The following is a 19,731-nucleotide window of genomic DNA, read 5'->3' as shown; positions in this document are numbered from 1 at the left end:
GGGCCGCGGACCCGGGCGCCCGGGGGGCACGAGCTGGTGCTCGCCCTGCGCACCGACGTCGACCCCCTGAGCCCGGGGGGCTTCCCCGGGGTGCAGCTCGCCTGGGCCCACCGGCGCGTCGGGGCGGCCTTCGCGCTCCTCCTGCGCCCCTGGGAGACCTCGGGGGGCGCGCCCCAGCGGGTCCTCGGGGGCCGGCTCGAGCTGCGGGCCTTCCCCTGGCGAAAGGACGAGGCGAGCTTCTTCCTGACCGGGGGCCTCACGGCCCTGGACGAGTTCTTCCACCTGCGGGCCGGGCTCGGCGGCGGCTACGCTCTGGGGCCGGTCCGGCTCGGTCTGGAGGCGGCCTACGAGCGCCTGCTCTTCGAGTCGGATCACTTCCGCTCGAACGTGCTCGTGCTGGGCCTCTCGGTCGGCCTGACCCTGCATCGCTGACGCGCCCCCCTTGGCGCCCTAGGTTGCAGGCGAGTCTCGCGCTCGAACGAGGCTCGTGCGTGAACGAACCGTCGTGGGTGCGAGGCGGTCTGCAACGAGATCGACGATGCACGCAGACAGCCACCCCCGAAGACCACCTCGCCGCTGGCGGGAGAGTCTCTACGCGCGGGCGGCGCTCTTCCTCGCGCTGGGCTGTGGCAGCCTCATGGGCGCGGTGGGCGTGCTCGTCACGCTGATGGTGGACGACTCGGTCGAGCGCCTCCTGCTCGAGCGCACCCAGCTGGCCTCCGCCGCCGGGGCGTTCGTCGAGCAGCGCATCCTGCAGCAGCTCGCGCACCTGGCCCACCAGATCCCCGTCCACGATCCCGAGAGCTGGGGCGAGCCCGACCGCTGGACCGCCTACCGGGACGCGCTGGCGCGGGAGTATCCCACCTGCCTCTTCTCCGAGGGGGTCTTCCTCACCGACCTGGAGGGAAAGGTCCTGGTCGGCGCCCCCGACGTCCCCGAGGGGCTGCAGGCGCTCCTCGATGAGGATCAGCTCCTCGCGGGGCGGCCCCGGACCGTGGCCAGCCGGCAGGCCGAGCTGGCCCACCGGCCCATGGTCGTCTTCCTCCAGCGGCTGGAGGATCCGCTGGGGCAGCCGGCCGGCTACGTCGGCGGCCTGCTCCAGCCGGCGACCAACAACCTCCTCGAGCCGCTCACCGAGCTGGCCCGCCCCTCCCGGGCCGAGATCGAGCTGATCGATCGCGGGGGGAAGGTGGTCGCCGCGACCCGGGTCTCGGATCTCCTGAGCAAGCGCGACCACGATCGGGCCCTGGCCGACTCGATCCAGCGGCGAGAGACCCTCCAGGGCCGCTGCCACTCCTGCCACGGCGTCGAGGAGCCCGACCGGGACACCGACGTGCTCGCCTTCGCGCCCCTGCCCACGCTGCCCCTGGGGGTGGCGGTGATCCAGCCGGAGCGGATGGCCCTGGCGCCCGCCCTGCACCTGCGCAACCGCCTCCTCTTGCTGGGCACCTCCTTCATCATGCTCTTCCTGATCTTCGCCGGGCTCTCGGTTCGAGCGACGGTCGCGCCGGTGAAGCGCCTGACCCGCGCCGTCCACGCCGCCGAGGACCACGAGAACCGGATCTCCCTCGGCCCCAAGAGTCGCGACGAGATCGGGCAGCTCGCCCTGGCCCTGGAGAGCTGGCGGGGGCGGATGGTCGACTCGGTGCTGGCCATGCAGAGCGAGGAGCGCACCCTCGTCTCCCGGCGCCGCCTGCTCCACCGGGTGCTGCGGGCCCAGGAGGACGAGCGGGCGCGCGTGGCCCGCGAGCTCCACGACACGGTGGCCCAGGATCTGGCGGCCATGCGGCTGGAGATCGAGCGCCTCACCGGCCGGGTGAGCTCGGAGGCGGTCCTTCACTCGCTGCGGGAGCTCGAGCAGCGGGCCTCGTCGATGCTCGAGACCGTGCGCCGGATCCTCCTGGATCTGCGCCTCTCGGTCCTCGAGACCATGGGCTTCGTGGCTGCCCTGCAGTGGCTCCTGGAGCGGGATCCCCGCCTCAAGGCGCTGCACGGCATGCTGGAGCTCGACTGCCCGGGAGACGAGATCGAGCTCGAGTACGAGACCTCGGTCTCGCTCTACCGCATCGCCCAGGAGGCGCTGAACAACGCCGTGCTCCACGCCGGCGCGGAGCACGTCCTGGTGACGGTGCGCTGCAACGAGTCCGACATCGAGCTGCTCATCGAGGACGACGGCCGGGGCTTCGATCCGGGCCGCATCGTCGAGGAGGCCAGCGAGCAGGGCCGCGGCCTGGGGCTCATCGGGATGTCCGAGCGGGCCCGCCTGATCGGGGGCGAGATCGCCATCACCTCCAGCCGGACCGAGGGCACGACCGTCCGGGTCGTGGCCCCGCTACGGGCCCACCCCCTGAACGAAGAGGGAGAGAGCGCATGACCCTCCTACGAGTCGCCATCGCCGATGATCACGTGGTGCTCCGGGTGGGCCTGCGGGCCTTCCTCGAGGAGCAGACCGATCCCCAGATCGACATCGTCGGGGAGGCCAGCGACGGGGACGGCGCCGTGGCGCTGGTCACGGAGAAGCGCCCCGACGTGCTCATCCTCGATCTCTCCATGCCCGGGCTCGGCGGGCTCGGGACCGTGATCGAGCTGCGCCGCCAGCGGGTGCGCACCCGCATCCTGGTGCTGACCCAGCACGCCGAGGAGGTGTACCTGCGGCGGGCCCTCGAGGCGGGTGCCAACGGCTACCTGCTGAAGACCGCCCGGGGCGAGGAGCTGCTCTCGGCCCTGCGCGCCGTCGCCAGCGGCGGGACCTACGTCGATCCGGGGCTCGCCGGCGCGCTGCTGCCGGGGCGCCGGAGCGAGGAGCCGGTCCCCGCGAACGACGAGGAGATGCTCCACCTGCTCACGCCCCGGGAGCAGCAGGTGCTGGGGCTGGTGGCCGAGGGCCTCTCCAACAAGGAGATCGCCGCGTCCCTCGGGGTGGCGGTGAAGACCGCCATGGCCCACCGGGCGAACATGATGGAGAAGCTGAGCATCCACAACCGCTCGAAGCTGGTGCAGTTCGCCATCCGCGTCGGGCTGCTCACCCTCGACCCCCACAGCGACTGATCGCTTCAGGGCAGCTCGTGGGGGCGGGCCGGGGAGAGGCCCTGGAGGATCCGCCGCGCCTCCCGCGGGTCGAGGTCGGTGAGCAAGCTCACCTCGCAGCTGTCGTCATCGAGGGTGGTCGAGAGGAAGCGCCAGCCCTCGGGGCAGAGCGCTCGCTCCTGCAGACAGCCGGCCAGCCCGGAGAGGGCCGGCGGGAGGCTGCCGGCGTTCCAGCCGATCCAGATCCGGGTGCGCTCGCTGCCCTCCTCGCGCAGGCCCAGCCACTCCTGCGGCGCCTCGCCGCCGCGAAGCCAGACGACCGCCGGCGGCCAGGTGAGGGAGGCCGGCAGGTAGGCGGGCAGGACCGGGAGCCCCACGCGGTGGGTCTCGAGGGAGACCTGGCGCCAGACGTCCTCCGGGGGCTTCGGCGCGATCACCCGCCGGTCCAGGAGGAAGAGGCCGACCACCAGCAGCGCCGTCCAGAGGGCTCCCCCCAGCCAGGTTCTCAGCGAGCGCGAGGGGCTCATCCGATGCTCCAGAGCAGGGCGCCGATCAGGATCAGGCGCGGCAGCCGGAAGAGGAAGCGGTCGCCGAGGCCCACCGTGGTGTGGCGGCGATCGTGGAGGAGGGCGAGCACCCGGGCGCGGGTGGCCTCGAGGTCGGAGCGCCGGTGGACCTCCAGGCGGGCCCGGCGCAGGGCGGGCTGGTCCTCGCGCAGGCGGGTGCGGTTGCGGGTCTTGAGCAGGGCCGAGGCGAGGGCGGCGGGGCGGCCGGTGACGGCGGCGGCCAGGGCGTCGCAGGCCGATTCGTTCGCCTCGAAGTGGGCCCGGGCCAGGGTGAGGGCAAAGGGGTTGGGGGCCTGCAGGGCGCGCAGCAGCCAGAGCCCCAGCCGGACGAGGTTGCCCCCGCGGGCCACGTGGGCCAGCTCGTGGGCGATCACCCCGTCGAGCTCCCGCTCGTCGAGGCGCGCGACGATCCCGGTGGAGATGACCACCCGGGGATCGGTGAGCCCCCGCACCGCGGCGATCGCCCGCGGCTCGTCGATCAGCTGCAGCCGGGGCGGGCGCGCCCAGCGGAAGTGGCCCCGGGCGCGGAAGCCCTCGAGGAGCGCCTCGTAGCGGGCGAGGAGCTCGGGCGGCGGCTCCGGGATCACGGCGGCGTGGTCCATCCTCCGGGAGTAGAGGAGGGGCAGGGCCTCCTGGAAGAGGAAGATCAGGGCGGTGCCGCAGAGGAGAACGGTGAAGCCGATCCAGAGGGGCCAGCCGCCGTCCACCAGGAGGTCCAGCCAGCCCTGGCTCCGCAGCAGGCGCCAGCCCTCGGGGAGGCCCGGCGCGCCCGCCAGGCGCAGGACCGGGACCAAGACCGGCAGCGTCAGCCCCAGCCCCAGCAGGTGCGACCACCGCGAGGCCGAGAGCGCGCCGGTGAAGGGGCGCAGCCCCACGCAGAAGAGGAGGGCCACGGCGGCGTGGAGCAGGTTCGTGACGAGGAGGAGGAGCATCTATCCCGGCCTTCGGGCCGTTAGGGAGTCGCAACCGAACAACTAGGGAATCTTACCCCCTAAGACCACGCACTCTTCCCGAGGGTAGGGGGAAGGCCCAGTGGATACGTTTGCAGTGGGCCAACAAAGAACCCCGAAAGGAGCCCGGCCATGAAGAACTACTTCTCCAATCAGCCCGTCCCCCGTGGTGTCTACTTCAACCTCAACCCCATCGACCTCCAGTTCGTCAGCAGCGACGACGAGATCCTCGAGGGCGAGCCGGGCGCCAACTACGTCCGGATCCCGACCTTCCTGGCCCTCCTGGGCAGCCCGCTCCTCGGCGTGGCCTTCGTGATCCTCTTCCCGGTGCTGATCTTCGCGTCCATCGCCGTCCTCGCCGCCCAGGCCCTCTCCAAGAAGGCCGGTGAGGCCGTCCGCGAGCAGGCCCCGCTGCTGCGCATGCAGGGCGCTCCCGTCGCCTCCTACCTCCAGCGTGAGAACGAGGGAGAGGAAGGGTCGGATCGGGACGAGCTCTCCGACCTCGAGACCGAGGTGGACGCCGCCCGCGCCGAGGAGGAGGCAGACAAGCAGTAGGTCTGACCTTCCCCCACGAGACCCCTGCTCGCAGGAGGGACCAGCGATGAACACACCCATGAATGAACACCCCCGGCTGTTCTCCATCCTGCTGTCGGCCCGGGCTGCCCTGCTCGCCGGTACGGTCGCGCTGACCGTGCCGGCGCTGGCCGGGGCGGTACCAGCCGGTAGCCAGGACTGCCTGGACTGTCACGCCGATCTCGAAGGGGAAGAGGTCGAGTTCGCCGACGGCTCGGTCATCGACGTCGGCGTGGACCAGGAGAAGATCGACGCCTCGGTCCATGCCACGCTCGCCTGCCCGGACTGCCACCGGGCGATCAGCGATCATCCGCACCCGGAGCTGACGGCGGGCAGCCGCCGCACCTATCAGATCGACTCCGCCAAGACCTGCAACCGCTGCCACCACGCCTACTACACGCGGGCGCTCGACGGCATCCACTACCAGCTGCTCGAGCAGGGCAACACCGACGCGCCCACCTGCATCGACTGCCACGGCGCGCACGAGGTCAAGAAGCCCGGGAACCACCGGGCGACCCTCGGCCGGGGCTGCGCCCGCTGCCACGAGGAGGTCTTCTCCCGCTACGAGAAGTCGGTCCACGGCCCGGCCCTCGCCGCCGAGGCGAACGGAGATCTGCCGGCCTGCACCGACTGCCACGGCGCCCACGCCATCGCCGATCCCCGCAAGAAGGAGTTCCGCGTCGCCGAGCACGAGATCTGCGTGAAGTGCCACGGTGACGCCAAGCGGATGAAGCCCTACGGTCTCGACGCCAACGTGGCCAGCACCTACCTGGAGGACTTCCACGGGGCGTCGAACCAGCTCTACGCCGCCGGGGCCGGCCTGCCGGGCAAGCCCATGGCCACCTGCACCGACTGCCACGGGATCCACTCCATCCAGAAGTGGGATCGGGAGGGAGCCCCCGACGAGATCCGGGCTCGCATCGCCAAGCAGTGCCGCACCTGCCACGAGGAGGTGCCGGACAGCTTCGCCGACGCCTGGATGCGCCACTACCCGCCCACCTTCGAGAGCGCGCCGCTGGTGTGGGCGGTGAAGTGGTTCTACCGCCTGCTCATCCCCTTCATCATCCTGGGTCTGGTGCTGCACATCCTGATGCACCTCTGGAAGGCCCGCAGCATCTCGAACCACGGTGGGAGGAACTAGCCATGAATGCTCCCAAGCTTCGCGTCCTCGAAGATGGCACCCGGGAGATCGAGCGCTTCTCCCCCTTCCGGAGGGTCGAACACTGGTTCGCCTTCGCCACCTTCGCCCTCCTGATCCTCACGGGCTTCCCGCAGAAGTTCTACGACGCCGGCTGGGCCTCGGCCCTCACCGAGCTCTTCGGCGGCCTGGACACCATGCGCACCTTCCACCGGGTGGCGGGCATCGCCTTCTCCATCCACGCGCTGCTCCACGTGGGCGCGGCGGTGGTCGGCCTGCTCACCCACAAGATGCGCTGGACGCTCCTGCCCCTGCCCCAGGACCTGCGGGATGCCTGGCAGAACCTGCGCTACTACCTCGGGATGGCGCCGAACCCACCGCGGCTGCCCAAGTTCGACTACCGCCAGAAGTTCGAGTACGTCGGCCTGATCATGGGTGGGGTGGTGATGATCGTCACCGGCTTCTTCCTGATGTACCCGATCATCGTCGCCCAGCTCCTCCCCGGTCAGTTCATCCCCGCGGCCCGGATGATGCACTCGAGCGAGGCGGTGCTGGCCTTCCTGACCATCGCCGTCTGGCACATCTACGGCGCCAGCCTGGCCCCCGAGGTCTTCCCCTTCGACAAGGTGATCCTCTCCGGCTACATGCCGGTGGAGGAGCTGCGTCACAAGCACCGCCGGGAGTACGACCGCCTCTTCCCCGAGGGGGAACAGAGCGCGGCGCCGGCGGGCGAGGAGGGTAAAGCGGAGCCCCCCGAGAAGGGGGCAAAAGCCGGCTAGACGTAAACCGTAAACTCGAACGTTCATCAGCGGCGTCAACCAGAAATGGTTGGCGCCGCTAACGTTTCGAAATCACGGGCCATCCTCGGGTGGCACTCTCCTTGCCTTACGCCTCCGGAGAACGGTCGCTCCCTGTTCCGTTCAGGTGAAGGTCACCTGCAAATATTGCGACCCGCCACGGAGGCAACATGCATTCTCGATCGAAGCTCCTCTTCTTCTCTCTGGCGTCGCTGGCGCTGCTCACCCTCGGCGCGGGCTGTCCCGCCGAGAAGTCCGCCTGCGATCCCGCCTGCGACGCGAACGCCTGCATGGTCTGCGACGAGAGCGGCGAGAGCGCCGCCTGCGTCAGCACCTGCGGCGAGGGCACCACCTGCGAGGCGGGCGCCTGCGTGGCGGACGCCCCGGTCACCTGTGACCCGGCCTGTGGGCCCTGCCAGACCTGCGACACCTCGGGCGCCGCCCCGGCCTGCGTCGACAACTGCGGCCCCGGCCTGGTCTGCAACGCCGGCGCCTGTGAGGTCACGGCCTGCGATCCGGCCTGCGGCCCCTGCCAGACCTGCGACACCTCGGGCGCGGCCCCGGTCTGCACCGACAACTGCGCGGCGGGCGTGGCCTGCAACGCGGGCGTCTGCGAGTCGCCGGCCTGCGATCCGGCCTGCGGCCCCTGTCAGTTCTGTGATGCGTCGGGCGCCGCGCCGGTCTGCATCGACCTCTGCGGCCCCAACGAGACCTGCGACACCGGCGTCTGCAGCCAGATGAACTTCCACCAGGGCTTCACCGCCCTGGCCGGTCCCTTTGCCGACGGCCCGGCCGTCACCACCGCCTGCCTCGGCTGCCACCCCCAGGCCGGCACCGACATGCTCCAGACCGCTCACTGGAAGTGGGAGGGCTCCACTCCCGCGCTGCAGGGCCACGAGAACGACACCACGGTCGGCAAGAAGAACCTCATCAACAACTTCTGCGTCTCGATCGTCGCCAACGAGAAGCGCTGCAGCCAGTGCCACGCCGGCTACGGTTACGACTCGCCCAGCTTCGACTTCGGCAATCAGAACAACATCGACTGCCTCGTCTGCCACTCCGATCCGGGCGTCGGCTACACCAAGGAGCCGAAGACCGCGGGCCTGCCGCCGCCGGCCTACGACCTTGCCATCGCGGCCCGCAGCGTCGGTCGCCCCGAGCGCGCCAACTGCGGAAAGTGCCACTTCAGCGCGGGTGGCGGCGACAACGTGAAGAAGGGCGACATCGGCTCGGCCCTGGCCGCCCCGACGGTCGACACCGACTTCCACATGGGCAACGGCATGGACTGCGCCAACTGCCACGCGGGCCCCAACCACACCCTCACCGGTCAGGGCGTGCACCTGCCCGTCTCCGAGGGCCGGCTGGCCTGTGAGGACTGCCACGGCGGCACCCCCCACGCGAGCGCGGCCACCAACAACCACGCCCTCGACATCGCCTGCCAGACCTGCCACGTGCCGGCCTTCTCGCGGCAGCAGCCCACGAAGATGGACTGGAACTGGTCCACCGCCGGCAACCGCACCCGCGGCACCGATGGCGTCGAGACCACCACCCTCTCCGACGGCACCGTGGTGAAGAGCTACGACTACATGAAGGGTGACTTCGTCTGGGAGAAGAACGTGCGCCCGGCCTACCGCTGGTACGACGGCCGGACCACCCGGATGACCCTCGCCGACAGCTACCCGGCGGGCGACGGTGTCTCCGCCGCGCAGCCCGTGACCCTGGGCGAGCCCCTGGCCACCTTCGCCGACGCCGGCGCGAAGATCTTCCCCTTCAAGCGGATGGTCGGGCAGCAGCCCGCCTTCACCGCCACCCGGCTGGTCGCCGCGCCGAAGCTCTTCGGCCCCGGCGGCTTCTGGGCCACCATCCCCGACGCCGCCTCCTACGATCCGGCCACGGTCGAGGCGAACTGGACGGCCGCCCTGCAGGCCGGCGGCATCGCCGCGGGCCAGCTCGCCGCCGGCACGGTCCTGACCGCCTCGGACTGGGAGTGGATCCACACCGAGCTCTACCTGGGCATCAACCACGAGGTCGCGCCGCGGACCGCCGCGCTCGGGTGCTCGGACTGCCACAACGGCAACGCGGACTTCGACTTCGCCGCGCTGGGCTACAGCTGCGATCCGATGACGGGTGGCGCCGTGGCCTGCGGTAGCCGCAACCCCTAGGCCCCGGGCCTGCCCGCCGCCGGGCCTCGCCCCCTCGGGGCCCGGCGGCGATTGTCACCCGGGATCTGGCGCCTAGGGTGGTCCGGACCGCCCATGACGCGCCAGACACCTCCAGAACGACCTCCCACCGACGGCGGCGCGCCTCCCATGGAGATCTACGTGGGCGGAATCGACAGCAAGGAGCTCCTCCAGCAGGTCCTGGCGACCCTCCCGGCGGGTCTCTTCACCGTCGACGTCGAGGGGACCATCAGCTGCTGGAACCGAGCGATGGAGGAGCTCACCGGACTGAAGGCCGAGGAGATGGTGGGGCAGAACTGCTCGGCCATGCAGGGGGACACCTGCTTCGGCGGGCCCATCGGTCCTCCGGGGAAGCGCTGCGTCCTCTTCGAGGAGAAGCAGGGCTTCGATCGCAAGCGCTGCACCCTGCGCCGGAAGGACGGCAGCCGGGTGGCCGTCCACAAGAACGCCCGCCTGATGCGGAACGCGCGGGGCGAGATCATCGGGGCCATCGAGTCGGTGGCCGACCTCTCGGAGATCGAGGCCCTGCAGAACGAGGTCAGCGCGCTGCGCGATCGGGCCAAGGTCCGCACCGAGATCATCGGCCGGCACCCCTCGATGATGGCCCTCTTCGATCGCATCGACCTGGCGGCGCCCTCCCGGGCCTCGATCCTCATCACCGGCGAGACCGGCACCGGCAAGGAGCTGGTCGCCTCGGCCATCCACCACTCGAGCCCGCGCCGGAGCCGGCCCTTCATCCGGGTCAGCTGCCCGGCCCTCTCCCCCTCCCTGGTCGAGAGCGAGCTCTTCGGCCACGTGAAGGGCGCCTTCACCGGCGCCGCCACCGATCGCATCGGCCGCTTCGAGGCGGCCAACGGCGGGACCATCTTCCTGGACGAGATCTCGGATCTCTCCATCGAGGTGCAGACCAAGCTGCTGCGGGTGCTGCAGGAGCAGCAGTTCGAGCGGGTCGGTGACAGCACGACCCGCACCGTGAACATCCGGGTGCTGGCCGCCACCAACGTCGACCTGCTGCAGCGGTGCCAGGAGGGACGCTTCCGCACCGACATCTACTACCGCCTGGCCACCATCCCCCTGACCGTGCCCTCCCTCCGCGAGCGCCGGGAGGACATCCCGGTGCTGGTCGAGCACTTCCTCGAGCGTCACGCCCGGGAGCAGGAGGGCGCGCGGCCCTCGATCGGCCCGGAGGTGATGGACCGCCTCCTCGAGCACACCTGGCCGGGCAACGTGCGTGAGCTCGAGCACGCCATCGAGTTCGCCCTCACCGTCTCCCGCGACGGCCAGATCCGCCCCGAGGATCTGCCGCCTCTGCTGCGCGATCCGCGCTCCGCCAACGGCCACCACGGCGGGCGCCGCCGCCACCGGCGCGGTGATCCGCGCCCCGCCCCCGAGACCCTCCAGCGGGCCCTGGACGCCGCCGGTGGCATCCGGGCCCAGGCCGCCGCCGCGCTCGGCGTCAGCCGGGTCACGCTCTGGAAGTGGCTCAAGGAGGCGGGGCTAGGCGAAAACGGCGAGGGCGAGTAGAGCCCCCGGTCCGCCCGCGCACGCGCACGCGCTCACGCTCGCGCACGGCCTTTCCTAGGATGGCCCTCATGCGGACCCCGTCACTTCTCCTCGCCCTCGTGCTCCTCCTCACCGCCTGCCCCGAGCAGAAGGAGGAGGCGCCGCCCCCCACCGCGCCCGCGCCAGAGGAGGCCGCGCCCGCGCCGACGAAGCCCGAGGCGCCGCCCGCCGTCGAGCTCACCGGCTGCTACCAGTGGTCCGAGGAGGGGCAGGAGCCCCACCAGCTGCGCATCACCGGCAGCGAGGGCGTCCTCTCCGCCGAGTACCTCGGAGTCGAGGGGCCGGACTTCGTCGCCTGGTTCAAGACCGACGCGAAGGCCGTGAAGGTCGAGGGGGTGAAGCTCTCCTTCCAGCTCGGCGAGCGCGATCTCTGGGGCGACGCCATCGGCCTGGACACCGACCTCTCGGGCAAGGAGAGCGATGGCTTCTCCCGCAACCTCTGGACCTACTCCGGCACCCTCGACGCGAAGGGCTTCACCTTCACCTGCGAGGCCGAGGGCGCGGACGAGCACTGCACCCTGGAGCAGGGCGTCTTCGCCCGGGTCGACGCGAAGGTCTGCGGGCCCGTGCCCACCGGTTTCTGATCAAGGTACCGGGAGCTCGCAGCGGCCGTAGGACGCGTAGCAGCGGCCCTCGACGCAGACGCCCTCGCAGTCCAGATCGAGCTGGCAGTGGCGCCGCTCGCAGGCGCCCGCGCTGCAGTCGAAGTCGGGCGGGCAGTCGGGGGCCGCGGCGCAGCTCGTCGCGACGCAGTGCGGGTGCTCGCGCGCGTCACAGCTCCACCCCGTGGGGCAGAGCACCAGCCCCGAGCAGGGGTCGGTCGGCGAGCAGCCATCCCCGGGGTCCCGACAGCCCGGCACGCAGGCCCTCGCGCCCGAGCAGGAGCAGCGGACCGGCTCGCAGATCTCGAAGTATCCGCACTCCGCGTCGCTCGTGCAGTCCCCCGGCGCGTCGTCGCAGATGCCGCAGGAGGGCACCGAGCCCGGAGGGGAGCAGGGAGCACCGGCGTTGGAGCAGTCGGCGGTGGCACCACAGCACTCGGGCTGCGGACAGTCGTAGTCCGGGCACTCGGCCGGCGCGGCCGACGCCTCACGGCACGCGTGGAAGGTGGGTGCGCAGGAGCAGACGAAGCAGGTGTCCACCGCGCAGTCGGCGCGCTCCCGGCAGCCGGCCTCCGCCAGCTCGGCGCAGGGCGTCGTCGAGGCACCGCCCCCGTCGGGGTCGCCGGGGTCGTCGTCAGTGGGGCAGCCGGTGAAGAGGAGCAGCCCGGCGGTGGAGAGGAGCAGCCAGCGGTCGAACATGGAGGTCCTCCTTGTCGTTCTACTTGCCCACCTCAGCGTAGGCGGCCAGGGCCGGATCGTCACCCTCCAGGCGAGGCAGGTGCTCGTCCACCGAGACCCAGGGCAGGTGCTGCTCGAAGAAGACGTGGGCGCCGATCTCGCGGTCGAGCTCGCCCTCTAGGCAGGCCGCGGCCACGTGTATCTCGCCAGGCGCGGCGGTGGTCTGGAAGAAGAGGGTGGTGCCACAGGTCGGGCAGAAGCCCCGCCGACTCCACCTCGAGGACGCGTACCAGGTGACCGAGGTCTCGCCGGAGACGAGCTCGAAGCGCTCCTCGGGCACGCCGGTCCAGGTGACGTAGGCCGCCCCGTGGGCGCGGCGGCACCAGCGGCAGTGACAGTGGACGCCGAAGAGGGTGGGCAGCTCGAGGCGGGCGCGGACGGCGCCGCAGAGACAGTGGGCGTTCAGGTGGGTCATTCGCTCGCTCCTTCAGGGGCCCGGGGTTCTCACTCCGCGGTGCGGAAGACGAAGGGGTAGGTGACGATGACGATGCCGCCGCCCGCGGGCGCGGGGAAGCGCAGGCGCTGGAAGCGCTGGAGCAGGCAGCGCTCGACCCTCTCGTTCTGGAGGGTGGTGCGCGCGATCTTGGCGGTGCTCACGCTGCCCTCGCTGGTGATGACGAACTTCACGGCCACCTCGCCGGCCATCCCCGGCGTCGTCTGTAGTTCCTTCTCGTAGCAGTAGCGGAACTCGGCGCCATGGCGCCGGACCACCCGGGCGATCACCTCCTGCGAGAGTGAGCCCATCACGGTCGGCGGCCGGTGATCGGCCGCGCCCGAGGTCCCGGCGGGGCCGTGGTCAGGGCCGTCCCCGTCGCCGAGACCGTCGGCGGCGGGAGGGCGGCCCATCATGGCCTCGAGCAGCTCGCTCATCCGGTCGCGCCCCCCGGGCGCCGGCGTGCGGAGCGGCGAGGTGACGAGGAGGGTGTCGGGGTAGAGGAGGGCGCGATCCCACGCCTCGCCCGGGCCTTCGCGGGTGGCGTCGAGGACGTCCACGACCTGCTGCAGCGAGCTCTCATCGCCCGGGTAGATCGCGACCAGGGTCTCGTCGGGGTGCTCCTCCTTGAGCCGGGCGAGGAGGGCGCCGAGGGCCGCGCGATCGACCTCACCCGCGGCGGTCGCCGGGATCGGCGCGAGGGGGCCGAGGGTGGTCGAGGGCCGCACCTCGGCGCCGTCGAGCTCGAGCATCAGCCCGAGGGCGTCCTCCCCCGGCGTGATGAACTCCGCGATCCGCTCGGCGAGCCCCAGGTTGATGGCGCTCGCCTCCGGGCCCGAGAGCACCAGCAGCTCGCCGGGGATGCCGAAGGAGAGCAGGTGGGCCCGCCGCTCGTCGGAGAGAGCGAGGCGCTCCCCGCCGGGGCGCTCTCGCACCAGCAGGCGGATGCCATCCACGCGGTCCCGCTGCAGGCCGGCCGCCAGCGAGCGCAGGGTGGTCCCGGAGGTGCTCGCGTCCAGGGCCAGGTTGGGGCGCTCGCGTCCCTGCAGCTCACCCGCGCCCTCCCGGGCCGGTACCAGCGCCTCTCCCCGCAGGAGCAGGATGGCGTGGTCGCCGTCGGGGACGAGGCGGGCGCTGCTCTCGGGCAGGTCCAGGTCCGCCGGGAGGGGGCTCTTCAGCGCCTCCCGGAGGACGGCGTGGCGCCGGCCCTCGTTGCCCTCCCCGAGCCGGTCGATGCCCACGCCCCCGCCGACGAGGACGAGGAGGAGCACCAGCTGCAGGGGGTGGCGCCCGGCGAAGGCCGGGGCACCCGGGCCGGCGAAGATCAGCAGGGGCGCCGCCACGAAGAGCGCGGCCAGGGTGGCGATCACGCCGAGGAGGGAGGCGGTCCGGGAGAAGGCCATCGAGGCGGTGAGCATCGCGGCCATCTGATCCGGCGGGGCGGCGTAGACCGCGGAGAGGGCGGTGGAGCGATCGCCGCTCTCGAGGGCCAGGGCGAACCCGGCCACCCCCAGGAGCAGGCCGAGGGCGGCGCCGAGGGCCAGCGCGAAGCCATGGGCCCGCTCACGCTCGTCCTCGTGCTCGGAGAGCCCCTTGAGGGCCGGCGCGGCGAGGGCCAGGAGGGGCGCGCAGAGCAGGAGCACGACCCCGAAGAGGACCGGCCGCAGGCCGGTGGCCTGGCTCTCGATCAGGCCCAGGACGATCACCGCCGCCGCGCCCACGACCGCCGTGCCGCCGGCGATGCCCGCGAAGGGCAGGTGCTCGCCCGGCGTGCGGCGGGTGAAGGCCGCCGCCGTCACGCCTGCCAGGGTGAAGAGCCCGCCGGCGGAGACCAGGAAGAAGGCGAAGGCGCGGGGGATGTCGGCGATGGAGAGGGACATGCCCCACATCGCGCCCTTCTGATCCGGGGCGGCGTAGGCGATGGCCTCGAAGGCCTGCTCGATGCCCAGCACCCGGCCCAGGACGCCGACCAGCAGGACCAGGAAGGGGAGGGCGAGGTAGAGGGGCAGGGGCACCCGGCGGGAGAGGTGGAGCACCGAGAGGAGGATGGCCGCGCCGGCCTGGGCGAAGAAGAGGAGGAGAAGGAGGTACATCCAGGGGCCCCCCTCCACGAACCAGCGGCCCGGTCCCCGGCTGGCGAGGACGACGGCGGCACCGACGCCGAGGAAGGCCAGCAGATCGAAGCCGATCACGAGGGCCAGCGCGAGGCCGGGAGAGGCGGGCTTGCGGACGTCAGCGGTCGTCACGGGACCTCCTGCGAACGAGGGTACCGCCCGTACCTATCAGGAAGCGGTCAGCGCTCCGAGGGCTCGCCGAAGCGGCCGCGCAGGGTCTTCACCAGCACCTCGTCGCCGCGCCGCCAGAAGTAGGCGAAGAAGGACCAGCCCTGCCGCCAGACCAGGTAGCCGGTGATCACCATCAGCAAGAGGGTCAGGGCGATGTTGGGCCAGCCGTTCAGCGCCCACTGCCCCGACCAGGTCAGCTGCAGGCTCCGGTCGAAGGGGGCGAGGTAGGGGATCGGCCACTGGTAGCCGTCGGGCCCCCGGGAGCCGACGAGGTCCTCCAGCAGGTGGAGGTGGACCACCGCGAAGACCAGCAGGCCGGTGAGCCAGCGCCGGTGGGCCAGGAGGAGGGCGATCCCGGTGACCGCCACCGCGAAGGTGAGGTTGTGGGCCAGCACGTGGTGCCAGGCCTCCCAGTAGTCCCGGCGCAGCGCGAAGTCGCCGCGCAGGAGGTCGACGACCAGACCGGCGCCGTCCAGGTCGGGCGAGAGCGCGGCGAGGGTCACGAGGGCCCGATCGCGCCGGTCGAGCTGGAGGGCGCTGCCGAGCACCCAGCCCGAGAGGCCGTGGGTGACGGGGTTCAAGCGGCGAGCTCCATGAAGGTGAGGCCGACCGCGGCCAGCTCGCAGGCCTGCTCCAGGCAGTCGTGGTAGGGGCCCAGGAGGGGGTCCTTCTCGAGGCCCGCGGTGAAGAAGAGGATCCGGTCGAGCCCCCGCTGCCGCAGCTGGCGCGCCACCTGGGAGGCGTGCTCCCGCACCTCCTCGGCCAGGAGGAGGTGGTCGTAGTGGGGGATCGGGGTGGAGGCCTCGAGGAGGCCGAACTCGCCCGAGAAGATGAGGAAGTCGGCGCCGGCCTGCCGGGCGGCGGCCTCGACCTCCCGGATCCGGGGGTCCGTGTAGCGCTCGATCGCCGGGAGCGGCGCGCCCGCAGCGTCCTTCTCGGCGGAGCAGGGGGTCACGAAGGCCAGGGTGGCGGTTCCCGGGGGGAGGTCCCGGCAGCGGCCGGCCCGTCCGTTTGCACTCGTCGAAGTCATCGAAGTTCGGTAGAAGAGGCCCTCGAAGTCGAGGGAAGTTACGGGAAGGTCAACCGCGCCGGTACCGATGGGATGCCTGGCGCCTGGTGAAGGAGACAGCCATGTCGACGAACAAGGATACCAAGACGCTGCTGGAGTGCATGCTCAACTGGGAGAAGCAGGGCAAGGACCGCCGGGTCTTCACCCAGCCCATGGGCGGCGGTGACGAGAACCTCAAGTACTACACCTACGGCGAGGCGATGGAGGAGGCGAGGCGCCTGGCCTCCTACATCAAGAGCCTGGAGCTGCCGCCGAAGAGCTGCATCACCCTGCTCTCCAAGAACACCGCCTGGTGGATGATCACCGACATCGCCATCTGGATGGCCGGCCACGTGAGCGTGCCGATCTTTCCGACCTTCACCGCCGACACGGTCGAGCACATCATCAAGCACTCCGAGTCGAAGCTGCTCTTCGTGGGCAAGCTCGATCCGGTCTGGGAGCAGATGAAGGAGGGCATCCCCTCCGACATCACCATCGTCGCCACCCCGCTGGCGCCCGAGAACGACTACCTGCAGTGGGACGACATCATCTCCAAGCACGAGCCCCTGCAGGAGGTCGATAGCCCCGATCCGGCGACCCTGGCCACCCTGATCTACACCTCGGGCAGCACCGGCCAGCCCAAGGGCGTGATGATCAGCCACAAGGCCATGCGCCAGAGCGCGCAGTACATCTCCGAGTACCTGGACACGGGCATCACCGACCGGGCGCTCTCCTACCTGCCCCTGGCCCACTCCTTCGAGCGGGCCTTCATCGAGGCGCACCTCTTCTACTGTGGCGGGCAGGTCTTCTTCGCCGAGGCGCTCGAGACCTTCGTGAAGGATCTGCAGCGCGCGGCCCCGACGATGTTCCTCTCGGTGCCCCGCCTCTGGCTGAAGTTCCAGCTCGGCGTCTTCCAGAAGATGCCCCCCGAGAAGCTCGCTCGCCTGCTGAAGATCCCGATCCTCAAGGGCATCGTGAAGAAGAAGGTGCTCACCGGCCTCGGCCTGCAGCACGTCCGCTTCGCGGGCTCGGGCTCGGCGCCGATCCCGAAGGAGGTCATCGAGTGGTACCGCTCCCTCGGCCTCGACCTCCTCGAGGGCTACGGCATGAGCGAGAACTTCGCCTACTCCCACTCCAACCGCCCGGGCCAGGCCAAGGCCGGCACCGTCGGCGTCCCGCAGACCGGCGTCGAGTGCAAGATCTCGGAGGAGGGTGAGATCCTCGTGAAGAGCCCCGGCGACATGATGGGCTACTACAAGAACGAGGAGGCCACCAAGGAGATGTTCACCGAGGATGGCTGGCTGAAGACCGGCGATCGCGGCTCGGTGGACGAGATGGGCCGCCTCACCATCACCGGCCGGGTGAAGGAGCTCTTCAAGACCTCGAAGGGCAAGTACATCGCCCCGGCGCCCATCGAGAACATGATCAACAACCACCCCCAGGTGGAGCTCTCCTGCGTCTGCGGCAGCGGCCAGCCCCAGCCCCACGCGCTGGTGATGCTCTCCGAGGACGCCCGCGCCGGGAAGAACGGCGACAAGGCCGCCCTCGAGGCCGCACTGAAGGCTCACCTCGACGAGATCAACAGCGAGCTGGCCGGCTACGAGAAGCTCGAGTTCCTCGCCGTGGTGAAGGACGAGTGGCTCACCGAGAACGGCTTCCTCACCCCCACCCTCAAGGTGAAGCGGGGCGTGATCGAGGACACCTACACCCCGATGGCGCCGGCCTGGTACGAGGCCAAGAAGCCGGTGATCTGGCAGGAGTAGTAGTGTCGAATTAGCGACACCGCGATCCGGATTTCACGGAAGTCGACGGGGCCTGGGGATCTTCCCCCGGCCCCGTTTTCTTTGATCTCGCGGGCTTGCGAGATCGCGGCCTTCCGTCAGATCCGGCACGCGACTTGCTCGTACCTATGGTTATGAAAGTCGCCAGCTCGAGTCCCGACGAGGGGCCAGCGACAACGCCTCCCTCGGGACTCTTTCGGGGTGCGCGGCGCCGGACCTAGATTCCCGTCCGGCCCGCGCGAACCCCGGAGGCGTAGCGGGGGCGCAGCTCACTCGGAGAGCTGCCGCTCCACCAGGCGCCGGTAGACCCCGTCCGAGGTCATGAGGCTCTCGTGGTCGCCGGTCTCGACCAGCCGGCCCTGATCGAAGACCAGGATCCGGTCGGCGTCCCGGACGGTGGAGAGCCGGTGGGCGATGACGAAGGTCGTCCGCTCGTGCATCAGGCGGGAGAGGGCCTCCTGCACCAGGGCCTCGCTCTCGGCGTCGAGGTTGCTGGTGGCCTCATCGAGGATCAGCAGGCGGGGGTTGGCCAGGAGCGCCCGGGCGATGGCCAGGCGCTGACGCTGGCCCCCCGAGACCCGCACCCCGCGCTCGCCCAGCAGGGTCTGGTAGCCCTCGGGGAAGGCGGTGACGAAGTCGTGGGCGTTGGCGTCCCGGGCCGCGGCCTCGATCTCCGCGGGGGTGGCGCCGGGCCGGCCGTAGGCGATGTTCTCGGCGATGGTGCCCGAGAAGAGCACCGGCTCCTGCTCGACCATGGCCATGGCGCCGCGCAGGTCGGCCAGGGCCAGCTCGCGCAGGTCGACCCCCTCGAGGCGCACGGCCCCGGCCGTCGGATCGAAGAAGCGGAAGAGCAGGGCGGTGAGCGTGGTCTTGCCCGCCCCGGAGGGGCCCACCGCGGCGACCAGCTCGCCGGGGTGGATCTCGAAGTCGACGCCCTCGAGGACCTCCTGCTCGGGCCGGGCCGGGTAGGTGAAGTGCACGCCCTCGAAGCGCACGGCGCCGCCGCCCTCGGGCAGGGCTCGCGGCGAGGCGGGGTCGCGGATCTCGGGGAGGGTGTCGATGATCTCGAAGATGCGCTCGGTGGCGCCGGCGGCGCGCTGCAGGGTGCCCCAGAGGCCCGCCAGGCTCGCCACCGCCACCCCGACGATCGAGGTGTAGATCATGAAGGCGGCCAGGTCGCCGCCGCTCATCCGGCCGTCCACCACCCAGCGGCCGCCGATCCAGAGGATGGCCGCGATGGCGGCGTAGCCGGCGACGGTGACCGTCGCCATGAAGGTCGCCCGCCAGCGAGCGAGGTCCACCATCGAGCCGAAGGCCCGCTCGATGCCCTCGCCGTAGCGCGCCTGCTCGAAGGTCTCGCGCACGAAGGCCTGCACCGTTTGGATCGCGCCGAGGGACTCCTGGGCGTCGCCGCTGGTCTCGGCGAGACGGTCCTGCACCTCCCGGCTCATGCGGCGGATCTTCCGGCCGAGGACGACCATCGCCAGCATCATCGGCGGGACCACCGCCACCATGATCAAGGTGAGCAGGGGGCTCTGCCAGAGCAGGAGCGTGAGGCCGCCGATGAGCTGGATGAGGTTGCGCAGGGCGATGGAGAGCTGGCTGCCGACGAAGCCCTCGATGATGGCGATGTCGGCGGAGAGCCGGCCGATGAGCTCGCCGGTGCGGCGCAGGTGGAACCAGCCCACCGGCAGGTAGACCAGGCCATCGAAGCTCTGGCGGCGCAGGTCGGCCACCGCCCGGTCGCCCAGCCAGGACATCAGGTAGTGGCGGATCCAGACGACGCCGGCGTGGAGGGCGAAGAGGATCGCCAGGAAGAGGGCGACCTGATCCAGCACCTCCCTCGAGCCGCCCTCCCCGAGGCCCTCGTCGATGGCGTAGCGGGCGGCCTGCGGGTAGACCAGCGCCACCAGCGAGCCGACCATCAGGGCCACGGTCGCGACGGCGAAGCGCAGCTTGTGCGGCCGGAGCAGCTCGACCAGCCGCAGGAGGATGCCGAGCCGGCGGCTGCTGGAGTCAGAGCTCATTCGCCGCTCACAATAAGACCTCG

Annotated in this window: 18 protein-coding genes; 10 read left to right on the top strand and 8 right to left on the bottom strand. The window is 71.2% G+C overall.

The genetic code is table 11. The annotated features are described in order from the left end of the window. The 3 genes from P1V51_13420 to P1V51_13410 form a co-directional block, all read left to right on the top strand. Window positions 1–432 (top strand): hypothetical protein (locus tag P1V51_13420; protein MDF1564042.1); only part of this gene is annotated, 432 nt, incomplete at its 5' end. A gap of 106 nt (window positions 433–538) precedes the next feature. Further along, the gene (locus tag P1V51_13415; protein MDF1564041.1) at window positions 539–2,374 is read left to right on the top strand and encodes a histidine kinase; all 1,836 of its coding nucleotides are present in this window, start codon (window positions 539–541) and stop codon (window positions 2,372–2,374) included. Next, window positions 2,371–3,048, top strand: a complete 678-nt coding sequence (locus P1V51_13410; GenBank protein ID MDF1564040.1) for a response regulator transcription factor — start codon at window positions 2,371–2,373, stop codon at window positions 3,046–3,048. Before P1V51_13415 ends, P1V51_13410 begins: the two co-directional genes overlap by 4 nt. A gap of 5 nt (window positions 3,049–3,053) precedes the next feature. Here P1V51_13410 and P1V51_13405 read toward each other — a convergent pair whose 3' ends face one another. Both P1V51_13405 and P1V51_13400 read right to left on the bottom strand, forming a co-directional pair. Next, entirely contained in the window at window positions 3,054–3,554 is a 501-nt protein-coding gene (locus P1V51_13405) for a hypothetical protein (GenBank protein MDF1564039.1), read from the bottom strand. Next, on the bottom strand, window positions 3,551–4,525 hold the full coding sequence (locus P1V51_13400) for a M56 family metallopeptidase (protein MDF1564038.1): 975 nt from the start codon (window positions 4,523–4,525) through the stop codon (window positions 3,551–3,553). Before P1V51_13400 ends, P1V51_13405 begins: the two co-directional genes overlap by 4 nt. Before the next feature lie 150 nt (window positions 4,526–4,675). On the opposite strand from P1V51_13400, the gene P1V51_13395 reads away from it, so the two are divergent. The 6 genes from P1V51_13395 (at window position 4,676) to P1V51_13370 (ending at window position 11,378) form a co-directional block, all read left to right on the top strand. Further along, window positions 4,676–5,098, top strand: coding sequence for a hypothetical protein (locus P1V51_13395; GenBank protein MDF1564037.1), 423 nt, complete (start codon window positions 4,676–4,678; stop codon window positions 5,096–5,098). Window positions 5,099–5,156: 58 nt separating this feature from the next. Then, on the top strand, window positions 5,157–6,257 hold the full coding sequence (locus P1V51_13390; protein ID MDF1564036.1) for a cytochrome C: 1,101 nt from the start codon (window positions 5,157–5,159) through the stop codon (window positions 6,255–6,257). Window positions 6,258–6,259: 2 nt separating this feature from the next. Further along, window positions 6,260–7,033: a cytochrome b/b6 domain-containing protein gene (locus P1V51_13385; protein ID MDF1564035.1), complete on the top strand. Its 774-nt coding sequence runs from the start codon at window positions 6,260–6,262 to the stop codon at window positions 7,031–7,033. A 188-nt stretch (window positions 7,034–7,221) separates the two neighbouring features. Then, window positions 7,222–9,213 carry a tetrathionate reductase family octaheme c-type cytochrome gene (locus P1V51_13380; protein ID MDF1564034.1) on the top strand — a complete coding sequence of 664 codons (1,992 nt, stop codon included), beginning with the start codon at window positions 7,222–7,224 and terminating at the stop codon, window positions 9,211–9,213. A gap of 93 nt (window positions 9,214–9,306) precedes the next feature. Further along, window positions 9,307–10,755, top strand: a complete 1,449-nt coding sequence (locus tag P1V51_13375) for a sigma 54-interacting transcriptional regulator (GenBank protein ID MDF1564033.1) — start codon at window positions 9,307–9,309, stop codon at window positions 10,753–10,755. A 68-nt stretch (window positions 10,756–10,823) separates the two neighbouring features. After that, complete coding sequence (locus P1V51_13370) at window positions 10,824–11,378, top strand: hypothetical protein (protein ID MDF1564032.1); 555 nt, start codon at window positions 10,824–10,826, stop codon at window positions 11,376–11,378. On the opposite strand, the gene P1V51_13365 is transcribed toward P1V51_13370, so the two are convergent. From P1V51_13365 to P1V51_13345, 5 genes are read right to left on the bottom strand one after another with little or no spacing between them, the layout of a single operon-like run. After that, on the bottom strand, window positions 11,379–12,095 hold the full coding sequence (locus P1V51_13365; protein ID MDF1564031.1) for a hypothetical protein: 717 nt from the start codon (window positions 12,093–12,095) through the stop codon (window positions 11,379–11,381). A gap of 19 nt (window positions 12,096–12,114) precedes the next feature. After that, window positions 12,115–12,549, bottom strand: coding sequence for a GFA family protein (locus P1V51_13360; protein ID MDF1564030.1), 435 nt, complete (start codon window positions 12,547–12,549; stop codon window positions 12,115–12,117). Between the two features lie 29 nt (window positions 12,550–12,578). Then, window positions 12,579–14,813, bottom strand: coding sequence for an AgmX/PglI C-terminal domain-containing protein (locus P1V51_13355; protein ID MDF1564029.1), 2,235 nt, complete (start codon window positions 14,811–14,813; stop codon window positions 12,579–12,581). 47 nt (window positions 14,814–14,860) lie between these two features. Further along, entirely contained in the window at window positions 14,861–15,433 is a 573-nt protein-coding gene (locus tag P1V51_13350) for a metal-dependent hydrolase (protein ID MDF1564028.1), read from the bottom strand. Continuing rightward, window positions 15,430–15,882: a hypothetical protein gene (locus P1V51_13345; GenBank protein MDF1564027.1), complete on the bottom strand. Its 453-nt coding sequence runs from the start codon at window positions 15,880–15,882 to the stop codon at window positions 15,430–15,432. Before P1V51_13345 ends, P1V51_13350 begins: the two co-directional genes overlap by 4 nt. A gap of 101 nt (window positions 15,883–15,983) precedes the next feature. Between P1V51_13345 and P1V51_13340 the strand changes: the two genes are divergently transcribed. Continuing rightward, window positions 15,984–17,663 carry an AMP-binding protein gene (locus P1V51_13340; protein MDF1564026.1) on the top strand — a complete coding sequence of 560 codons (1,680 nt, stop codon included), beginning with the start codon at window positions 15,984–15,986 and terminating at the stop codon, window positions 17,661–17,663. A 287-nt stretch (window positions 17,664–17,950) separates the two neighbouring features. On the opposite strand, the gene P1V51_13335 is transcribed toward P1V51_13340, so the two are convergent. Then, entirely contained in the window at window positions 17,951–19,708 is a 1,758-nt protein-coding gene (locus tag P1V51_13335; GenBank protein ID MDF1564025.1) for an ABC transporter transmembrane domain-containing protein, read from the bottom strand. Window positions 19,709–19,731 lie beyond the last annotated feature (23 nt).

The sequence above is a fragment of the Deltaproteobacteria bacterium genome (genome assembly GCA_029210625.1).
Classification (GTDB): Bacteria; Myxococcota; Myxococcia; order SLRQ01; family SLRQ01; genus JARGFU01.
This window is presented reverse-complemented; position numbering and strand designations above follow the sequence as displayed.